The organism is Kitasatospora fiedleri, assembly GCF_948472415.1.
Lineage (GTDB): Bacteria > Actinomycetota > Actinomycetes > Streptomycetales > Streptomycetaceae > Kitasatospora > Kitasatospora fiedleri.
In genome coordinates this window covers 1,566,883-1,585,515 of sequence record NZ_OX419519.1, presented here as the reverse complement: position 1 = coordinate 1,585,515, position 18,633 = coordinate 1,566,883, and the positions used below count along the sequence as shown (strand labels likewise).

Sequence of the window (18,633 nt, the reverse complement as noted above, 5' to 3'; positions counted from 1 at the left end):
CCCCCTGACCGCCGCTCAGCATCCCAGCCCGCACCACCCCGCGTCCGCCGAACCGGAGGAAACCCCGGAAGCGGCCGAGGGCCCCGGATCACCCCACCCGCCCGCCCGACGGCCCCCGCTCGGTAGTCTCGACGCCATGGCCGAGCCGCGGGTACTCCACGTCATCACCGACCCCAGGGCCCGCGGCGCCCAGCGCCTCGCCCGCGACCTGCACGAGGAACTGCTGCGCCGCGGCCAGCACTCCGCCCTGGTCGCCCTGCACCCGCACCCCGACGCCGCCGCCGGCCTGCCCGCCGGGGCGCCCGTCCCCGTGCTCGGCCCCTCCCGGCACCACCCCGCCACGCTGCGCGCGCTGCGCCGCGCCGCCGCCCACGCCGACGTGGTGGTCGCGCACGGCTCCTCGACCCTCCAGGCGTGCGCGCTGGGCCTGTTCGCCGCCCGCACCCCCTTCGTGTACGTCAACATCGGCGACCCCCGGCACTGGACCGCCGACCCGCTGCGCCGCCTGCGGGTCGGCGCCCTCCTGCACCGGGCCGCGGCCGTCGCCGCGATCTCCCCGCACGCCGTGGAGCTCCTGCGCACCCGCTTCCGGCTCCCCGCCCGCCGCCTGCGCGCCCTGCCCAACGCCCGCCACGCCGACCGCTTCCCGCCCGCCGCCGACCGCGCCGAGCGGGCCGCCGCCCGGGCCGCCCTCGGGCTGCCCGCCGACGCCCCGCTGATCGCCTGGATCGGCGCGCTCAGCCCCGAGAAGCGCCCCGACCTGGCGCTGGCCGCGCACGCCCTGCTGCCCGGGGACGTCCACCTCGCGCTGGCCGGGAGGGCCCGCTGCGCCCCGCCCTCGTCCCCGGCCCGCGCACCCACCTGCTCGGCCCGCTCGCCGACCCGGCCGCGCTCTACCGGGCCGCCGACCTGCTGCTGCTCACCAGCGACTCCGAGGGCGTCCCCGGCGTCCTGATCGAGGCCGCGCTGGCCGCCGTCCCCGCCGTGGCCACCGACGTCGGCTGGGTCTCCGACGTGGTCCGCCCCGGCGAGACCGGCCTGCTCGCCCCGCCCGGCGACCCCGCCGCGCTCGCCGCCGCCCTGCGCACCCTGCTGGCCGCCGACCGCACCCGCTACGCCGCCGCCGCCCGCGCCCACGCCCTGGCCCACTTCGACCTGGCCCCCGTCACCACCGCCTGGCAGCACCTGCTGCGCGAGGTCGCCCGCCCGCGCTGAACCGGCCGCTCCCGGACGGCGGTCGACGCCCCGTCCGAGGTCCCGGCGCAGCGGCTTGTGTCACAGCGCTGTACCGGACGTCCGGGCCCGCAACCGCCCGATACCCGGACGCCGTGGTGATGCTTGCCGCCGACCGGCGGCCACCGAGAACCACCGCAGGAGCCCGAGATGAACGTCCGCAAGCCCGCCGCCCTGGCCGCCCTGGCCGCCTGTGCCGTACTGGCCCTGACGGCCTGTGACCCGGAGGACGGCGGCACCGCCGCGCCCGCCGCCTCCACCGCCCCGAGCACCCCCGCCGCGCCGCCCGCCGCCACCCCGTCCGGCGGCACCGGCGGCACCGGTGGCACCGGCGGTTCGGCCACCGCCCCCGCCGGGAGCACCGGCGGCACCGGCGGCACGGTCGCCGCCGACGTGCCGATCTGCGGCAACTCCGAGAAGGAGAGCGACGTCAAGGCCGAGCTGACGCTCGACCGGAGCGCCGACCCGCGGATCAACGGCGTCTTCAAGCTCACCAACACCAGCGGCCACGACTGCGTCGTCTACGGCGGCCCCGATCTGCGCACCGACCACGTCCCCGGCACCTTCACGAAGCTCAGGAGCGGTGTGCTGGGCGGCGGCAGCTTCGCCACCGACCGGGCCCACGGCACCGTGCTGCACCCCGGCACGCCCGTCTACCAGGCCGTCAGCTGGCTCTCCTCGCCGCCGGTCGCCGCCAACGCCACCTGCACCACCGGCGACGTGCTGGAGCTGGTCCGCAACGGCGAGGTGCTCGGGCTGACCGCGCAGGTCAAGGACGGCCGCTACTGCCCGATCGCCGAGGAGGGCTCCGACCAGATCCAGCTCGGCGTCCCGAAGGCCAGCGAGGCCGAGGCCCGCGCCCAGTGGAAGCACGACGGCAAGTAACCCGCCGTCCCCCGAAGCAGGTGGGCGCCGGAGCGGGGGCGCGCCCGCCCACCGAGCCCGAGGGACCACAGCCGAAGCCACCGCCGCACCACCGCGCAGCCGTCGTCGCAGCCGCCGACCGCCGCCGCGGCAGACGGGGCCCGAACGCCCGACGAACGTTCGAACCACCGTCCCGGCGCGCTGCTCCGATCCGGCGAATTCCGCCGACCGGGGCCCGATCACCTGGAACGCCGCCCGCCCGGCCTGCCAGGCTGCCCGGGTGAAGTCGCTGCTCAGAACCACTGTCCTGCTCGCCGTCGCCGGGGGCCTGTTGGCCGCCCCGGCCGCCGCCGGGGCCGCGTCCGCCCTCCCCGCGCTGCCGCACGGCCAGCAGCTGCCGACCCTCGGTCACCAGTTCCCCGCCGTCCAGCCGTCCGGGCCCACCCAGCAGCACGTGCCGGTGCCGGTGACCCGTCCGCTGGACCCGGCGGCCCCGCTGCCGGCCGCGCCGAAGGCCCAACGCGCCCACGAGGCGGTCGAGTTCTTCTGGTACGACTGCTCGCACTCCGCCCTGCTGGAGCAGCCGCTGACCCGCTGGGCCGCCGAGCACCAGGCGGACGTCACGCTGCGCCGGGTCCCCGCGGTCTGGACCGGCAGCCCCGACGAGGCCGAACAGCGGGCCCACGCGCGGCTGTTCTACGCGCTGGACCGGCTCGGCGAGGTCGACCGGCTACAGGCCGCGGTGTTCCGCGCGGTCCGCGAGCAGGGCGCCGACCTGACCACCGAGCAGTCCGCCGCCGACTGGGTCGCCACCCAGGGCGTCGACGCGGCGAAGTTCCGGGCCGCGTACCGCTCCGCCGAGGTCGACCGGGCCGTCGAGGACGCCCCGGAGCTGTTCGCCCGGAACCGGATCGCCGAACTGCCCACCGTGGTCGTCGACGGCACCGGCCGGACCTCGCCCACCGAGGCCGGGGCGTCGACGGGATGCCCTCCGCGCTCGACCGGCTGGTCGCCGACCGGCCCGCCGGCTGACCCCCGCCCCCGTCCGGCCGCCACCTGATCCTCGCCGCCCCCGCCTCCCGCCCCCGCCTCCCCGCCCCCCGGACCGCCCGCCCTCCGCCCGCCCGAACTCCCCGGCCGGAAAGGGCGGTTCGGTCCGGAACCGTCCCGTACCGGCCTGAGCTGCCGCAATCTTCACCGAACCCGCCCCCGCCCCGCACACTCTGTGTCATTGTGGTCCGCGGGTCGGCCCGACCGGGGGGAGCGGCCGGACCCGAGCCGCGCGGAGCACCGCGCGACCGGCGGGGCCGGGCGGACGCCGGGCACCTGCCCGGCAGACGGCAGTCAGACGGCACAGGCACCGGGGGAGGGCACCGCCCCCGGGGAGGGCGGGAGTCCGTGGGGGGACAGCGCGCACAGCTCATCGACGAGCGCGGGAGCCGGGTGGCCCCACCGGGCGCCGCGGCCCCGGTCGGGCCACCGCCCGAACTGGTCTTCAAACGCCGGCTGCGCCCCCTCCGGGTCGCCCACGAGCTGTGGGCCGCAAGGGAGTTGGTGCGGGCGCTGGCCGAGCGCGACCTGCGCGCCCGGTACAAGCAGGCGGTGCTCGGCTTCGCCTGGGCGGTGCTCACCCCGCTCGCGCTGTGCGCGATCTTCACGCTGGTGTTCCACCGCGCGGTCAAGATCGAGACCGGCGACGTCCCGTACACGCTGTTCGCGTACCTCGGCCTGATCGTCTGGCAGTTCTTCTCCAACACGATGAACCAGGGCGCGCTCAGCCTGGCCAACAACCTGAGCCTGCTGAACAAGGTCTACTGCCCGCGCGAGGTGTTCCCGCTCGCCACCATGCTGGTCGCCACCGTCGACATGGTGATCGGCGTCGGCGTGCTGGGCCTGATGTTCCTGGTGTTCTGGACGGCGCCCGCCGCCACCTTCCTCTGGGTGGTGCCGCTGCTGCTGATCCAGTTCGCCTTCACCTACGGGATCGCGCTGGTCCTCTCGGTCGCCGTGGTCTACCTGCGCGACGTCCGGCACCTGCTGCCGATCATCACCCAGATGGGCGTCTTCGCCACCCCCGTCGCGTACCCGCTGGCCAAGATCCCGCAGCGCCTCCAGGAGGTCTACGTCGGCGTCAACCCGCTCGGCGCGGTCATCGAGGGCTACCGCAAGGCGCTGCTGTACGGCGAGGCGCCCGACGCCCGGCTGACCCTGATCGCGGCGGTCAGCTCGCTGGTCTTCCTGGTCGGCGGCTACCTGCTCTTCAAGAAGCTGGAAACGGGGATCGCCGATGTCGCGTGACTACCCTGCGGGCACCATCCGCACCGAGCAGGTCTGGAAGCGGTTCCGCGCCGACCAGCAGCGGATGCTGCTGCGCGACCGGGTCGACCAGGCCGTCCGCCGCCTGCGCGGCGACCGCGGCGAGGACTGGCGCTGGGCGCTGCGCGACGTCAACCTGCACATCGAGCCCGGCGAGTCGGTCGGCCTGATCGGCTCCAACGGCTCCGGCAAGTCGACGCTGCTGAAGATGCTCACCCGGGTGATGTACCCGTACGCGGGCGTGATCGACGTGCGCGGCCGGATCGGCGCCCTGATCGAGATCCGGGCCGGCATCCACCCCGACCTGACCGGCCGGGAGAACATCTACCTGTTCGGCGCGCTGCTCGGCCTCAAGCGCCGCGAGGTCGCCGGGCGCTTCGACGACATCGTCGAGTTCGCCCGGCTCGGCGGCGCGATCGACCGGCAGGTCAAGTTCTACTCCTCCGGCATGCAGATGCGCCTGGGCTTCGCGGTCGCCGCCTACCTGGAGCCGCACGTCCTGCTGGTCGACGAGGTGCTGGCGGTCGGCGACGCGGTCTTCCAGCAGCGCTGCCTGGACCGGATGCGCGAGGTCGCCGAACAGGGCACCACCATCGTCTTCGTCTCGCACGACCTGCCCGCCGTGCAGTCCATCTGCCGCCGCGGCGTCTGGCTGGAGCAGGGCACCGTCCGGGTCGACGCGGGCATCAAGGACGCGCTGGCCGGCTACCGCGACTCCATCGAGGCGCAGTCCGAGGCGGGCGCCCTGGTCGGCGAGCCGCTGCAACTGCTCAAGCACGAGGTGCGCGGCGAGGACGGCGACGCCGCCACCCTGCACACCGACGAGCCGGTCACCGTCGAACTCACCCTCGGTGGCGACTACCGCGGCGACGCCACCCTGCACCTGGGCGTCAGCGAGGGCACCTCCAGCCCGATCTTCCAGATCAGCCACGAGATCCGGCTGACCGGCGGCGACCACCGGGTCGCCTGCGTCATCCCCCGGCTCCCGCTGCCGCGCGGCCGCTACACCCTGTGGACCGGCGTCTACTCGATCGGCAAGACCGACGGCGGCACCCTGATGAGCTGGCACTCGGCCGGCCAGTTCGACGTGTTCGGCCCGGTGCTCGACACCCCGCCGCGCGCCGTCGTGATGGCCGCGCCGGTCTTCGTGCCGCACCAGTGGGAGGACTGAGCGTGCGATCCGTCCGGGTCCTGGTCCACCTCAACAACCTCGCCCTCGGCGGCGCCCAGCTCAACGCCGTCGACATCGCCCGCACCCTGCGCGACCGCGGCCACCAGCCGGTGCTCTTCGCCCAGGGCGTCGACGGCCCCGCCCCGCTGGCCGACCTCGCCGCCGGACACGGCCTCGACCTGGTGGTCGCCGGGGAGCCGGGCACCCCGCACGCCGTCATCCGGGCCCGCCTCACCCGGCTCGCCGACGAGCACGGCTCCCACCTCGTCCACGCCTGGGAGGTCCGGGCCGCCCGGAACGCCTACTTCGGCCCCGGCCGCCAGGGCCGCCTCCCGGTCGTCACCACCTTCTACGGCATCCGGATGCTCCGCGGCATGCCCCGCCACCAGCCCCTGGTGCTCGGCCTGGGCGCCCTGCTGCCCGACGGCCGCGCCTTCGGCCACCGCGACCTGCGGCTGATCGAACCCCCGTCGACACCGACGCCGACGCGCCCGGCGCCGTCTCCGGCGCCGAGTTCCGGGCCGAGGTCGGCGCCGGCCCCGACCGACTGCTGCTCTGCATCGTCACCCGCCTGGTCTCCGGCCTGGAGAAGGACGCCGGCGTCTCCCGCACCATCGCCGCCCTCCGCCTCCTCGACGACCCCGCCCTCGTCCTCGCCGTCGTCGGCGGCGGCCCCAGCGAGGCGCACCTGCGCGCCGAGGCCGCCCGCGCCAACGAGGAACTCGGCCGCGAGGCGATCGTCCTCACCGGCCAGCGCGCCGACCCCCGCCCCGCCTACCAGGCCGCCGACCTCGTCCTCGGCATGGGCGGCTCGGCCCTGCGCGGCCTCGCCTTCGCCAAACCCGTCATCGTGCACGGCGCGGGCGGCTACACCGCCGTCCACGAACCCGGCCCGCTGGTCGAACCGCACGCCTCCCGCTGCATGTACGGCCACGGCGACCACCCCGCCGACGCCAAGGCGCTCGCCGCCCAGATCCGCGCCCTCGCCGACAGCCCCACCCGCCGCGCCGAACTGGGCAGTTGGGGCCGCGACTGGGTCGTGGACCGGTTCTCCCTCGGCCACGTCTCCACCGCCTTCGAGGAGATCTACCGCGAACTCCTCCGCCGGCCCCCCGGCCGCACCGCCTGGCTCCGCGACCTCGAACAGATGTCCCGCTACGAGTTCGTCAAGCCGACCGCCCGCCGCCTGCTCGGCCGCTGAGACCGCCTAGGATCCGTCTTCAAAGATCAAAATTGGGAAAACGTCGCGGATGAATTAGCGGCGTTGCAGCAGGCCTTATAGAGGATAATCGCCGTGAAGATATTTATGGACGAGTCGGGAAACGGAAACGCTTCCCAGCCGCTGATAGTCGGGGCAGTTGAGTTGGGTGACGACGCGGATGAAATCGAGGAAAAAATTCGCGGCCTGCATAAAAGTCTCGTTGCAAGGAATAGCATGAGCGGACTCGGCAGCTTCGAAGACTTTCGCAGGCTTGGATTTCACAGCTCAACTAATCCGATGGAAGTTTCTATCCCATTTCTAGAGCTCATGCGAGAAATTTTCTTCAAGGCGTATATGGTTGTAACTGATCGAACGCGCATTACTGGGGGTGCGGAATCGGAGCGAATTGAGTTCATGTATGTGAAATTGTTGAGTGATCTATTGATCAAGCATCGCCGCGAGCCCGAACTGATTTGCTACATAGAGCAGAGTGAAGGAATGGAGTCGATTGTCCGCAGACTTCCAAATAGCGTCGCTAGGCGGGCTCGCAAAACAGTCGGTGAAGCTATGCCGTTTCCCCGACTTAATATCACAATGGTCGCTAAGGATGGCTACATGTCTACAGCCATTATCGACTATGTGATGGCAGCCGTAAGTAGATGGCTCAAGGCGGATCGAAGCACGCAACCGGCAGACCGGGCCTATAGGGGTTTTCGTGAGATTGAACCGTACATTTCATTTCTCTATTCGTTTGAGCACGGTCGCATATCCAGTCGAAAGGACCTCCTTCATTGATATGCTATAAAGTGGCATGCAAGGCTGGAGTTCATGTGTGGTAGAATATAATTCGAGGTAGGGTCGTGGTCAACGTTGTGCGCGAGTTCGCGTGCGCTGCATGATAGTCCTTGCACGGGAGTGCGGCCCTACCTCTTGACTTACCAGTGTGGGGGGTCTAGTGCCATACGCAGTTGATGACCTGGCGGAGCACGCCGGCGTATCGGTTAAAATTCTGGAAATGCTATCCTCGGAAATTCCCTCGGGTGCCGGGCAGCTCTATACTCAGCGGATTCACCGCAAGAGGCATGGCGGGGTACGAGAGGTATTCCGCCCGGGTGTGGCCCTCGATACCGTTAGCAAGAATTTGCACCGGAGCTTTACGAGATTTTTTCCGTACGAGGCTCCCGATCATGTCCACGGATTTGTGCGTGGGCGTTCCACGATCAGTAATGCCAGTCAGCACCTTGCGAAAGGGTGCGTATTGCGCATGGACCTTGAGGATTTTTTTCCATCGATCGACGCCGGAAGGATAAATTCGGCGCTGCGAGGCCAGGGTTACGAAGAGAAGGCAGCGGAAATTGCTGTCAACCTCGTCACCATTGGCGGAAAGCTGCCGATCGGGCTTAGTACGTCACCCCTCCTGTCTAATTTGATCTTCCTGAGTACGGACCTCCTACTTATCGAGTACGCGCAGGAAAAGGGCTTGTCATTTACACGCTATGTGGACGATCTAACGTTCTCTGGTGGCGACGTCACTGACCGCCATGCGGCTGATATCGCTCGCATTCTCGACGATGCCGGCTGGTCGGTGAATGCGCGGAAGACCGCTTTCATGCGTCGCGGTGGCCAGCAATACGTTACTGGACTTTATGTTGGCGAGTCGGATGGGCCGCGGATCCCGCGCAAAGTAAAGCGTAAAATGCGCTGGATCCTGCATGTGATATCTAAATTCGGCTACGAAACCTATATGGCGGAATTCGGAGGCAGGGAGGAAGGGATGCGTCGGCGCCGTCTTTTGGGATGGGCGTGCTATATCGCCTCAGTCGAGCCTGACGTGGGCTACCCGCTACTGCGAGCATTCATTGAACTGGTACCGGAGGATGAAGAAGAGTATCTCTAAGAAATCATCTCATTTGGGCTTGTAAGCTGCTCGCGTGACCATCATGGAGCGCCTGGTGCCGGACGAGTTGTGGGAGCTGTTTCAGTTACTCAGGTTGAACTCGCCTTGTTGTGGGTGCTGACGGGCCATGATCCTTGCGGTATGACATCGGGGTGCGATACGCGCAAGGGGGTGGGTTCACTGCCCAGGAGCAACGGCGTCGGGAGCGGGTGCGGCTGGAGGCCGCCGAGCGGTTCGAACGCGGTGACGGCAACAGGGTGTGATTGCGGCGGACCTTAGGGTCACCGTTCGGTCGGTGGAGCGGTGGCGTCAGGTCTGGCGACAAGGCGGTTCGGCCGGTTTGGAGTCGAAGGGGCCGCAGGCACTGCCCTGGCTCGGTGAGCGGCAGTTCGCCCAGCTGGAGCGGGAGCTGGAGAAAGGGCCACTCGCACACGGCTGGGAGGACCAGCGGTGGACGCCGGCGCGGATCAAGACGCTGATCGGCCGACGGTTCCACGTCTCCTACACCGTCCAGGGCGTGTGGAAGCTGATGCGGCGAGGCGGCTGGTCGTGCCGGCAGCCGGTCCGCCGAGCGATCGAACGTGACGACGGAGCGGTCGAGGGGTGGAAGAAGCAGGTGTGGCCGCAGGTAAAAGCCTAGTGGCGGCGCTCGGGGCCTGGCTGGTGTTCGAGGACGAGGCCGGGGTCTCGATGACACCGGCGCGGGCCCGCACCTGGGGACGCCGCGGCCGAACGCCCGTCGTCCGGGTGCGCGGCCGCTCCCGCAGACGCGTCTCGATCGCCGCCCTGACCTGCTACAAGACCGGCGAACGCTCCCGGCTGATCTACCGGCCGAGGCCGGACGACGGCCAAGGCCGGAGCAAGGGCCGCAAGAGCTTCGCCTGGACCGACTACCGCGATCTCATCGTCGCGGCGCACCACCAGCTCGGTGGTCCGATCGTCCTGATCTGGGACAACCTCAACACCCATCTGGCCGCCGGGATGAAAGAGTTCATCGCCGTCCAGGACTGGCTCACCGTCTACCAGCTGCCCCCGTACGCACCCGACCTCAACCCGGTCGAGGGCGTCTGGTCGCTGCTGCGACGCGGGTTCCTGTCCAACGTCGCCTTCGCCGACCCCGATCACCTGGTGCGGACGATCAGGCGCGGCTTACGGAGGATCCAGTACCGGCCTCAGCTCATCGACGGCTGTCTGACCGCGACCGGGCTGACCACTGCTTTGCCGTGATCACATTCAACCTTGAAGGAACCTGGCCGCGTCAACGATCGCCGCGCGGTCCGCGAGCGATGATCGGCGAGCCACCGTCCTGCGGCAGGACGACCAGGAACCTCCAGAGGCCAGCCTCCACATTCGCCAGTCCGATCGTCGCTGCGGATGCGAAAGCCTCGGCTGCGAGCCCGGTGCCCTCAGTCAGCTCGTCGAGCTTCGCGTAGGACTTCACCAGATCTGCGGAGGGGCCGCTGAGCCACAAGCGGACGTTCGCCCCCTTGCGCAGCGCGGCGAGCAACTCGTCACGCATCGTGCCCTGAGTCGATTCCAGGACTCGACCGTGAAGGCGTTCCTGGACACACGGCTGCGTCGGGGACGCCGCAGCCTCCTGGCGACACCGCCGGCACGACTGCAGGGCGTCGGGAACAAAAAAATGCAGATGGCGGGTGGTATGCCGCGCAGAGATACCGCACAGCGTCCCACGCTGGCCCGCCGCATGCTCGACACCGGGAACGCCGTTCACCTCGCAGGCACCGAAGCGGGCCGGCTCCCGCGCTGTTGCAAACGACCAGTCATCGTTCGGGGCATCGATCACGCGGAGAGCATGCCACAGCGGCTTCTCGCCTGATCTTGACCACCGACATCGCGAGTTCAACCTGATTAACAGGTCCGAAACTTCCTCGGTGCCGACGAGTACGAGCCCGACTTCACCGCGATCGGCGCCGTCACCCCGGTGCCCGCCGAACCCGCCCCGTGGAACCCCAGCACCAACCTGGGATCAGAGCTCGGACTCCGATGGGCGCGAGAAGCCGCCTGAGCGCCCCTCGGGCGGCCTGGAGGTTCCGCCCGCGCAGGGGGCCGCCCCGGGCGGGGTCTCGATCGCCCCGCAGAAGTCGATCCAGGGCTCTTGCTGATCGACGGCGCAGCTGGCCTCTCCGGGCGGGGCCTCGCGCGCGCGAGGCCACCCGCACCTGCCGACTGGTGTCCCTACCCCCTGGGTTCGGCAGGTGCTCGAGGCGGCCTCGGCGAAGGCCGGCGCCGCTCGCGCGCATAGCCACCTGTAGGTGGCCTAGGGTCCGTCTTCAAAGATGATCAAGCGATGAGAGATCATGTCGGGCGTGATACGTCGTCATGAGCTTTCTGATGCCGAGTGGGCCGTGCTCTCGCGGTTCCTGCCGAGTTCGGGGACCGCGGGCTGGCCGCGCAGTGACGATCGGGTAGTGCTGAACGGGATCGTGTGGAAGCTGCGTACCGGTTCGGCCTGGCGCGATGTGCCGGAGCGGTACGGGTCCTGGCAGACCCTGTATACGCGTTTTCGCAGGTGGGCGTTGGACGGCACGTTCTCGCGCATGCTGCGGCAGGTTCAGGCGGAGAAGGACGCGGCCGGGGACATTGACTGGCTGGTGTCGGTCGACTCCACGATCGTGCGGGCCCACCAGCACGCCGCGGGCGGCAAAAAGGGGCAGTCGACCGGGACGAAGCGGGTGATCACGCCCTCGGCCGATCCCGTGGCGGACTGAGCGCCGAGGTCCACCTGGCCTGCGACGGACGCGGACGCCCGCTCGCTTTCGTCCTGACCGGCGGCAACCGCAACGACTGCACCCGCTTCGAGGCCGTGATGGCCGACATCTGCGTCCCCAGGGTTGGGCCGGGCCGGCCACGAACCCGACCCGACCACGTCATCGCCGACAAGGGCTGCAGCTCCCGGAAGATCCGCGCCTACCTGCGCAGACGCGGCATCCGACACACCATCCCCGAACGCGCCGACCAGGTACTGAACCGTCTGAACCGGGGCTCTCGCGGCGGTCGGCCGACCGGCTTCGACCGGCAGGCCTACAAGCTCCGCAACGTCGTCGAGCGCTGCTTCAACCGCCTCAAGCAGTGGCGTGGCCTGGCCACCCGCTACGACAAGACCCGCGAGTCTTACCAGGCCACCGTCACCATCGTCTCGATCCTGCTCTGGATCTGATCTTTGAAGACGATCTCTAGGCGCAATACCGGTGATTTAGGTTGTTTTCCGGCTGGTTGAGGTCGCTCGGGTCGGCCCGACCAGCCGGACCATCGGGATGTCGGGTCGCGGTGAGCTGCGGTGCTCGGTGCGTTTGAGTGCCCAGTTGGACATCTTGCGTTTGATCACGCGGGGGTTGGAGCGCAACCGCCGTGCGGGCAGCAGTCGTTCGGCGATCTCACTCAGGCTCTGGGCGATGGCCCGGGCGAGTCGGGAGGGGGGAAAGCGCCGCCTGCCCGGTGACGTGGCGGCGGACGATGCGAAGGGTACGGGTGAACGAGATCCGGTCCGGGTCGTGTCCGCCCTTGAGGGCGGCCTGGTGCATCAGGTCCCGCAACGCATGGTGGACCAGCAGGAACGCGAAGATCTCCTGCTCGATGCCGGACGGGTGCTGTGAACGGAGCACGAGGCGTGGCCCACCCTGGTGGTTCTTGATCTCGTCCAGGACGTTCTCGATCTCCCATCGCTGGGCATACAGGGCGGCGAGCTCGTCGGCCGGTGCCTGAACAGGGTCGAGGACGGTGGTGATCAGCCGGTAGACGGTGCCGTTGCGGCCGAGACCGTACTCGATCACACGGACCCGTTCGGGGTCCGTGCGGCGGTAGTTGTCCCGTGCGGCGACGATCTCCGACAGGTAGGAACCGTCCGCGAGAGTCTCGATCACGGGCAGCACGACGAAGCTGCGGACCCGCCACAACAGGTCGGCACCGGTCGCCTTCGCGGTCCGCCACAGGTCGAAGCCGCAAAATCCCCGGTCCGCCAGGACGAGCATGCCCTCGGTCAGGGCGGGGAACAGCCGCGTGGCCAAAGCGGTCTCGTGAAGCGCCAGAGGGCCGACCTCGGCCGCGAACACGGCGTGGGTGCCGCACTCGGCCAGGGCCGCCACCCTCACCTGCGGATACGCACTGCGGCCCTGCCCGCGGCTGGTTCCCGGACGCCCGAAGAACTCCGCATTCGCCACCGTGTCCGGCACATCGAAGACGGTGCCGTCCACCGCGATCAGCCGCCAGCGCCGATACCAGGCGCCCTGCGTCCCGGCGACCGCGACCGGCCGGCAGACCCGCCCGAACAGGACCCGCAACGGCTCAGGGCCCAACCGCAGCCGGGCCCGGCCGATCGCCGCCGTCGTCGGTACCCGCCAAGCGGTCGCCCATCGGCCCTCCCGCTCGAGGCCCTGAACGAGGAGCCGGGCCACCTCCTCATAGCCCTGACCGAAGAACAGGCACATCGCCAGGACGAAATAGACCACAACCCGCGCGGGAAGCAGCCGCGTACGCTGCTCGACCCGACCGCACTCGGCGACGACCTCATCGACCAACTCGGGCGGGAAGGCCCGCGTCAGCACCCCCAACGCGATCCGATCCGAGAGCCGGTCACTCGTCGGCGACTTCAACTGTCCAGGCCTTGGCACAACCCACTCAACGACCGAACCACACCAAAGTCACCGGTATTGTCTCTAGGCGGGGTTCCGCCGCAGCACCAGCGCCACGAAGCCGAAGCCGTCGCGGTGGCCGGTCGTCAGCCACTGCTCGCGGTGGGCGTCCGCCGCGCGCAGGGCGGCCTCGCGGTCGGGGCCCGGCGGCTGGTCGAGGGCCCAGTCGGCGAGGGAGCCGGTCCGGGCCCAGGCGTAGGCGTCGAGTTCGGCGCGGGTGGAGGTGTGGGCGGCGACCGGCAGCCAGCCGGCGGCCCGGACCGCGGCGACCGTGCCGGCCAGGTCGGCGAGGTCGGCCAGGTCGGTGAGGTCGGCCAGGTCGGTGAGGTCGGTGAGGTCGGTGAACTCCGCCCCGAACGACTCCCGTGTCTGCTGGGAGGGTTCACCGGCCCGGTAGGGGTCGCCGAGCAGCACCGCGCCGCCCGGCGCCAGCAGCGGGCCGATCGCGGCGAGGGCCGGGCCGGGGCCGCCGAGGGCCTGGGTCGCGCCCACGCACAGGACGGCGTCGAAGGGCTCGGCGGTGGTGAACTCCCGGGCGTCGCGGTGGTGCAGGCCGATCCGCCCGGCCACGCCGAGGCGCTGCGCGGTGTGCAGCGCGGTGCGCAGGGCGGCCGGGTCGAGGTCCACGCCGACCGCTCGCAGGGTGGGGTGCGCGGCCAACGCCCGCAGCAGCCAAGGCGCTTCGCCGCAGCCGAGGTCGAGCAGCCGCCCGTCCGACCGGCCGCGCAGCAGCCGCTCCAGCAGGTCCCGCACCGCCTCGTCGGACAGCGGGGCGGCGATCGGGTGGTCGCGGTGCGCGATCCGGGAGATGTCCTGACGCTCCATCGACTGATCCTGCCCGCCGGGCCGCCCGGCTATTCGGCCCGCTGCGGCCGCGGATAGGTGCGCCCCTTCCAGGCGGCGCCCCGGCCGCGCCAGTGCTGCACGGCGGAGTCGACCGTCATCAGCAGGTACAGCAGCGCGGTGAACGGCAGCAGCGGGGCGGCGAACACGGGCTGCCGGTAGTAGCGGAGCATCGGCGCGTACGTCCCGGCCATCACCGCCCACGCCGCCAGGCCCGCCCCGGCCGTCCACCACGCCCCGGCCGCCGCCCCGGCGACCGCGGCCACCGGCGGCACCAGGTAGACCAGCGCCAGGCCCGCCACCGTCCCGACCAACAGCAGCGGCGAGTACCGGAGTTGGGCGTACGCGCTGCGCGAGACCATCCGCCACAGCGGGCCCAGACCGGGGTACGGGCGGACGGAGTCGACCCGGTCGGCGAGGCCCAGCCAGGTCCGGCCGCCGGTGCGCTTGACCGCCCGGGCCAGCGACACGTCGTCGATCACCGCGCCGCGGATCGCCGCCACCCCGCCCGCCCGCTCCAGCGCCGCCCGGCGCACCAGCGAGCAGCCGCCGGCCGCGGCGGCCGTCCGGGAGCCCGGCCGGTTGGCCCGGCGGAAGGGGTACAGCTGGGCGAAGAAGTACACGAACGCCGGGACGATCAGCCGCTCCCAGCCGCTCGCCACCCGCAGCCGGGCCATCTGCGACACCAGGTCCAGCCCGCCGCCCTCCCCGGCCGCGACCAGCGCCCGCAGCGAGCCCGGGCGGTGCGCGATGTCGGCGTCCGTCAGCAGCAGCCACTCGGCGTCCCCGGCCTGCCCGACCCCGTGCCGCAGCGCCCACAGCTTGCCCGTCCAACCCGCCGGCAGCGCCGGGGGAGTGGTCACCGCCAGCTCCAGCCCCCCGACCCGCCCGGCCAGCTCCCGCGCCAACTCGCCGGTCCCGTCCGTACTGTGGTCGTCCACCAGCACCACCCGCGCCCGCCCCGGGTACTCCTGGGCCAGCAGGCTCGGCAGCGACATGGGCAGCACCGCCGCCTCGTCCCGGGCCGGCACCAGCACCACCACCGACGGCCACGCCCCGGGCTCACCGCTCCCGCGCGGCAGCCGCTGATCCGTCCGCCAGAACCCGCCGTGCCCCACCGCCAGCCACACCCACGCCGACAACGACACCACCGAGACCCACCACAGGACCGTCACCCCGGCAGTCTGCCCGATCCGCCCCGGGCCGCCCCAGAGGCACGACGGCCCGCCACCCGGCCCGGTGCCGCGTGCGTCAGGACGACGGCTCCGGCGGCAGCGCGGCCACGGCCAGGGCGACCGCCTCGGCGGGGGTCGCGACGGTGACGGGCCCGGTCGCGAGCCCGCGGACCAGGTAGCCCCCGGTGTGCAGCGGCTCGACGGCCGCACCCACCCGCTCGAACGGGTAGTCGGGTTCGCTGGAGAACCACAGCGTGAAATGGCTGCTGACCGGTCGCAGCCGCCGCAGCCGGGGTTCCGCGAACGCGGCCTCCCACAGGACCCGCACCTCGGCACGGGTGGGATACGGACCGTGCGCGAAATCCTCCAGGCGCGTCCGCCAGCACAGTTCGATCCGGTCCAGCGGCGCGCGCTCGTGCACGAACGCCCAGTCCGGGACGTGCAGGAACGGGGCGGCCCGCCGGATCGCCGCCAGGTCCGCGCCCGCCAGCCAGGCCGCCGCCGCCCGGACGGCCCCGGTCAGGTCCGGTGCCCACCCCTGGGCCGACGTCACCCGGCCGCGGTGCAGCCGCAGATGGGGGGCAGAGGCGTCCCGCTTCCAGCGGACGTCCGCCCGGTCGGGCACCGGCAGGGCCGCGCCGTCCGGGCCGTCCGCGCCGTCCGCGCCGTCCGCGCCGTCCGGCGCGGTCGTTTCCCCGACGAACCCGGCCCGGCACCAGGACAGTTCGCGGGCCGGGGGCAGCAAGACGCCGGCCGCGGCGGCGATCCGGGCCAGTTGGGCACCCAATTCGGCTGCGGCGGCGTCCCGTTCGTCCTGGGACGCGTAGCGGGGAGCGGTCATGGCGCGGAGTGTAGTGCGGGCCCGGCGCGGACGGTTCACCCGGTCGTCATCCGGGCGACGTCCGGTGGACGTGCGGGGAGCGGGCGGGGGTGGCTGGATGGGCGCGGCGGGAATCCGCCGATCCGATCAGCAGGAGAACAGATGATGACCGGCACCGCGTCCGCCGCCCCGTCGCGCCACCGTCACCCGAGCCGCCGGGCCGCGCTCGCCGCCGCGTCGGCCCTCGCCCTCGGCGGGCTGACCGGGTTCGCCGCCCCCGCCGGGGCCGCCCCCGCCGACGGGGCCGTGCTCGCCGCGCAGCCCGGCCAACTGCTGGACGTGACGCTCGACCAGCTGCACCCGACCCAGGCCGCAGTCGGCTACGACGAGGTCTTCTACAAGCTCGGCCGGTACGCCTCGGACAAGGACCGGCTCAACGGCGGCATCAACAAGCGCTTCGACGACTGGTGCGCCACCAACGGCCAGGGCGCGGTCGCCGCCGCCCCGGCCGGCGCCACCCTCGCCGACCCGGCCAGCTTCACCTGCACCGTCCCGGTCGGGCAGGAGACCGCGGCCGACCGCGCCGAGATGAAGACCGTCGTGGTCGGCCCCGGCGGCGCGCTCTACCTGACGGACGGCCACCACACCCTCACCTCCTTCCTGGAGACCCCCGAGGGCGGGCCGAAGCTGCACATCCGGCTGATCGTCCAGGCCAACTACAGCACGCTGTCGAAGGCCGCGTTCTGGCAGGCCATGCAGGACCACGGGTGGGTGCGGCTGCTCGACGAGCACGCGAACCCCCTCACCGCCGACCAGCTGCCGACCCGCCTCGGCCTGGCGAACTTCCACGACGACCCGTACCGCAGCCTGGTCTACTTCACCCGCGACATCGGCTACTCGGTGCCCGACGCCGCCGCCGAGTTCCTCGAGTTCCAGTGGGGCGACTGGCTGCGCGGCCAGGGCATCGGCCTGCCCGGCTCCTACGACAGCAGCGACTTCGCCTCCTACCTCGACGCGGTGCGCACCGCCTCGCAGGCGATGTCCGCGCTGCCCGGCGACGCCGTGGTCTCCGGCGGCGCCACCGCCGACCAGCTCGGCCGGCTCACCCCCTGGAACGCGGGCAAGAAGCCCACCGGCGGCGAGTTCGGCAAGCTGAGCGCCCCGATCACCGACGCCAAGCCCGGCAAGCTCGCCTACGCGCTGGACTTCCGGTCCAAGCTGCCGGCCGCCCCGGCCTGCACCACCACCGTGACCGGCCCCCACAACGGCCCGCTCACCGTCGCCACCGGCACCACCTGCCTGCTGAACGCCCGGCAGAACGGCCCGATCGTGGTCCGGGCCGGGGCGAACCTGGTGGTCGCCGGCTCCGACGTCAACGGCCCGCTCCAGGCCGTCGGCGCCGGGACGGTGCGGATCTGCGGCGCCGACTGGACCGGCCCGCTCAGCGTCGTCAACACCCGCGACCGCCTCACCCTCGCGGGCCCCGGCTGCACCCCGAACCTGTTCACCGGCCCGCAGCAGCTGGTCGGCAACCCGGTCGGCTGACACCCCGGCCGCCCGGGGGCAGGACAGGGCGAGGCGGGACGGGACGGGTCAGAGCCGGGCCGCGGCCAGCAGCCCGCCCTGCGGGTACGCGAGCGCCTCGGCCCGGAGCGCCGCCGGGCGGCCGGAGTGCAGCACGGTCAGCGTCCCGCCGCCGGGCGGGACGACCGGGGAGAGCCGGCGCAGCGTCTGCGCGGCGATCGCGTCCGCCGAGCCGTGCAGCCGGACCGGCCCGGCGAGCGCGGCGGCGATCCGGTCGTCGATCAGCTCGTAGTGGGTGCAGCCCAGCACCACGTCGGTGGTCCCGGCCGGGGTGCGGGCGGCGGCCGACGCGACGGCCGCGGCGATCGCGGCCTCGTCGGCCCGCTCGACGGCCTCGGCCAGCCCCGGGCAGGCCACCTCGTGCACCGTGGCGGCCCCGCCGAACTCGGCGATCAGCCCGCGCTGGTACGCGCTCCCGGTGGTCCGCGAGGTCGCCCAGATCGCCACCACCCCGCCGGCCGCGGCGGCCGGCTTGATCGCCGGGACCGTCCCGACCACCGGCAGCCCCGGCTCGAACTCGGTCCGCAGCCGCGCCAGCGCGTGCACCGTGGCCGTGTTGCAGGCGACCACCAGCGCCTCCGGCCCGTGCGCCACGGCGGCCCGGGCGCAGGCCAGCGCGCGCTCGGCGATGTCCTCGGGCGTGCGCGGGCCCCACGGCATCCCGTCCGGGTCGCACGAGACGACCAGGTCCGCGTCGGGCCGGGCCCGGCGGATCGCGGCGGCGGCGGCGAGCAGTCCGATTCCGGAGTCCACGAGGGCGATCTTCACGAGCACCGACTCTACCCCGAACCCCTCGGCGGCCAGGCGGACGGCCGTTCCGGGGGCCGCCCCGGTTCGGCCGTCCGCCTGACGGCGCGACCGCGCCGTGCGCGTGTCCCCG

17 protein-coding genes and 1 pseudogene are annotated in these 18,633 nt (G+C 71.9%); 12 read left to right on the top strand and 6 right to left on the bottom strand.

Translation table 11 applies throughout. The features are described from left to right. Positions 1-136: 136 nt before the first annotated feature. The 10 genes and pseudogenes from QMQ26_RS07670 (at position 137) to QMQ26_RS38705 (ending at position 9,909) form a co-directional block, all read left to right on the top strand. On the top strand, positions 137-955 hold the full coding sequence (locus QMQ26_RS07670) for a glycosyltransferase (RefSeq protein WP_282205185.1): 819 nt from the start codon (positions 137-139) through the stop codon (positions 953-955). After that, positions 862-1,215, top strand: coding sequence for a glycosyltransferase (locus tag QMQ26_RS07665; protein ID WP_282206460.1), 354 nt, complete (start codon positions 862-864; stop codon positions 1,213-1,215). The genes QMQ26_RS07670 and QMQ26_RS07665 overlap by 94 nt, the downstream gene beginning before the upstream one ends. A gap of 168 nt (positions 1,216-1,383) precedes the next feature. Beyond that, positions 1,384-2,118 (top strand): hypothetical protein, encoded by a 735-nt coding sequence (locus tag QMQ26_RS07660; RefSeq protein WP_282205184.1) that lies wholly within the window; start codon positions 1,384-1,386, stop codon positions 2,116-2,118. 259 nt (positions 2,119-2,377) lie between these two features. Further along, positions 2,378-3,157, top strand: coding sequence for a thiol:disulfide interchange protein DsbA/DsbL (locus QMQ26_RS07655; RefSeq protein WP_282205183.1), 780 nt, complete (start codon positions 2,378-2,380; stop codon positions 3,155-3,157). Between the two features lie 338 nt (positions 3,158-3,495). Beyond that, entirely contained in the window at positions 3,496-4,395 is a 900-nt protein-coding gene (locus tag QMQ26_RS07650) for an ABC transporter permease (RefSeq protein WP_282205182.1), read from the top strand. Continuing rightward, a complete protein-coding gene (locus tag QMQ26_RS07645) occupies positions 4,385-5,584 on the top strand; it encodes an ABC transporter ATP-binding protein (RefSeq protein WP_282205181.1) in 1,200 nt (399 codons plus the stop codon). Before QMQ26_RS07650 ends, QMQ26_RS07645 begins: the two co-directional genes overlap by 11 nt. A gap of 7 nt (positions 5,585-5,591) precedes the next feature. Continuing rightward, a complete protein-coding gene (locus QMQ26_RS37380; protein WP_318552267.1) occupies positions 5,592-6,785 on the top strand; it encodes a glycosyltransferase in 1,194 nt (397 codons plus the stop codon). Between the two features lie 93 nt (positions 6,786-6,878). Next, positions 6,879-7,580, top strand: coding sequence for a hypothetical protein (locus tag QMQ26_RS07635; protein ID WP_282205180.1), 702 nt, complete (start codon positions 6,879-6,881; stop codon positions 7,578-7,580). A gap of 220 nt (positions 7,581-7,800) precedes the next feature. Continuing rightward, entirely contained in the window at positions 7,801-8,682 is an 882-nt protein-coding gene (locus QMQ26_RS07630) for a reverse transcriptase family protein (RefSeq protein WP_282206458.1), read from the top strand. A gap of 152 nt (positions 8,683-8,834) precedes the next feature. Then, positions 8,835-9,909: pseudogene (locus tag QMQ26_RS38705) on the top strand (IS630 family transposase). 31 nt (positions 9,910-9,940) lie between these two features. Here QMQ26_RS38705 and QMQ26_RS07615 read toward each other — a convergent pair. After that, the gene (locus tag QMQ26_RS07615; protein ID WP_282205179.1) at positions 9,941-10,486 is read right to left on the bottom strand and encodes a hypothetical protein; all 546 of its coding nucleotides are present in this window, start codon (positions 10,484-10,486) and stop codon (positions 9,941-9,943) included. Between the two features lie 526 nt (positions 10,487-11,012). Between QMQ26_RS07615 and QMQ26_RS07610 the strand changes: the two genes are divergently transcribed. Further along, positions 11,013-11,860, top strand: a protein-coding gene (locus tag QMQ26_RS07610; RefSeq protein ID WP_449768976.1) for an IS5 family transposase whose coding sequence is annotated in 2 segments (ribosomal slippage) — positions 11,013-11,376 and positions 11,376-11,860 — 849 coding nt in all. Because the reading frame shifts where the segments join, the coding sequence is not laid out codon by codon here. A 217-nt stretch (positions 11,861-12,077) separates the two neighbouring features. Here the strand turns inward: QMQ26_RS07610 and QMQ26_RS07605 are convergent. Genes QMQ26_RS07605 through QMQ26_RS07590 form a run of 4 tightly spaced genes read right to left on the bottom strand, consistent with a single transcriptional unit; the run spans position 12,078 to position 16,190 of the window. Further along, positions 12,078-13,310 carry an IS4 family transposase gene (locus tag QMQ26_RS07605; RefSeq protein ID WP_282204618.1) on the bottom strand — a complete coding sequence of 411 codons (1,233 nt, stop codon included), beginning with the start codon at positions 13,308-13,310 and terminating at the stop codon, positions 12,078-12,080. Between the two features lie 45 nt (positions 13,311-13,355). Continuing rightward, positions 13,356-14,156, bottom strand: a complete 801-nt coding sequence (locus QMQ26_RS07600; protein WP_282205178.1) for an SAM-dependent methyltransferase — start codon at positions 14,154-14,156, stop codon at positions 13,356-13,358. A 29-nt stretch (positions 14,157-14,185) separates the two neighbouring features. Further along, on the bottom strand, positions 14,186-15,367 hold the full coding sequence (locus tag QMQ26_RS07595) for a glycosyltransferase (RefSeq protein ID WP_100838369.1): 1,182 nt from the start codon (positions 15,365-15,367) through the stop codon (positions 14,186-14,188). A gap of 58 nt (positions 15,368-15,425) precedes the next feature. Continuing rightward, positions 15,426-16,190, bottom strand: coding sequence for a DUF6193 family natural product biosynthesis protein (locus QMQ26_RS07590; RefSeq protein ID WP_282205176.1), 765 nt, complete (start codon positions 16,188-16,190; stop codon positions 15,426-15,428). Between the two features lie 141 nt (positions 16,191-16,331). On the opposite strand from QMQ26_RS07590, the gene QMQ26_RS07585 reads away from it, so the two are divergent. Beyond that, complete coding sequence (locus tag QMQ26_RS07585) at positions 16,332-17,714, top strand: ParB/Srx family N-terminal domain-containing protein (protein ID WP_282205175.1); 1,383 nt, start codon at positions 16,332-16,334, stop codon at positions 17,712-17,714. A gap of 48 nt (positions 17,715-17,762) precedes the next feature. On the opposite strand, the gene QMQ26_RS07580 is transcribed toward QMQ26_RS07585, so the two are convergent. Beyond that, entirely contained in the window at positions 17,763-18,521 is a 759-nt protein-coding gene (locus QMQ26_RS07580; RefSeq protein ID WP_282205174.1) for a glutamate racemase, read from the bottom strand. Positions 18,522-18,633 lie beyond the last annotated feature (112 nt).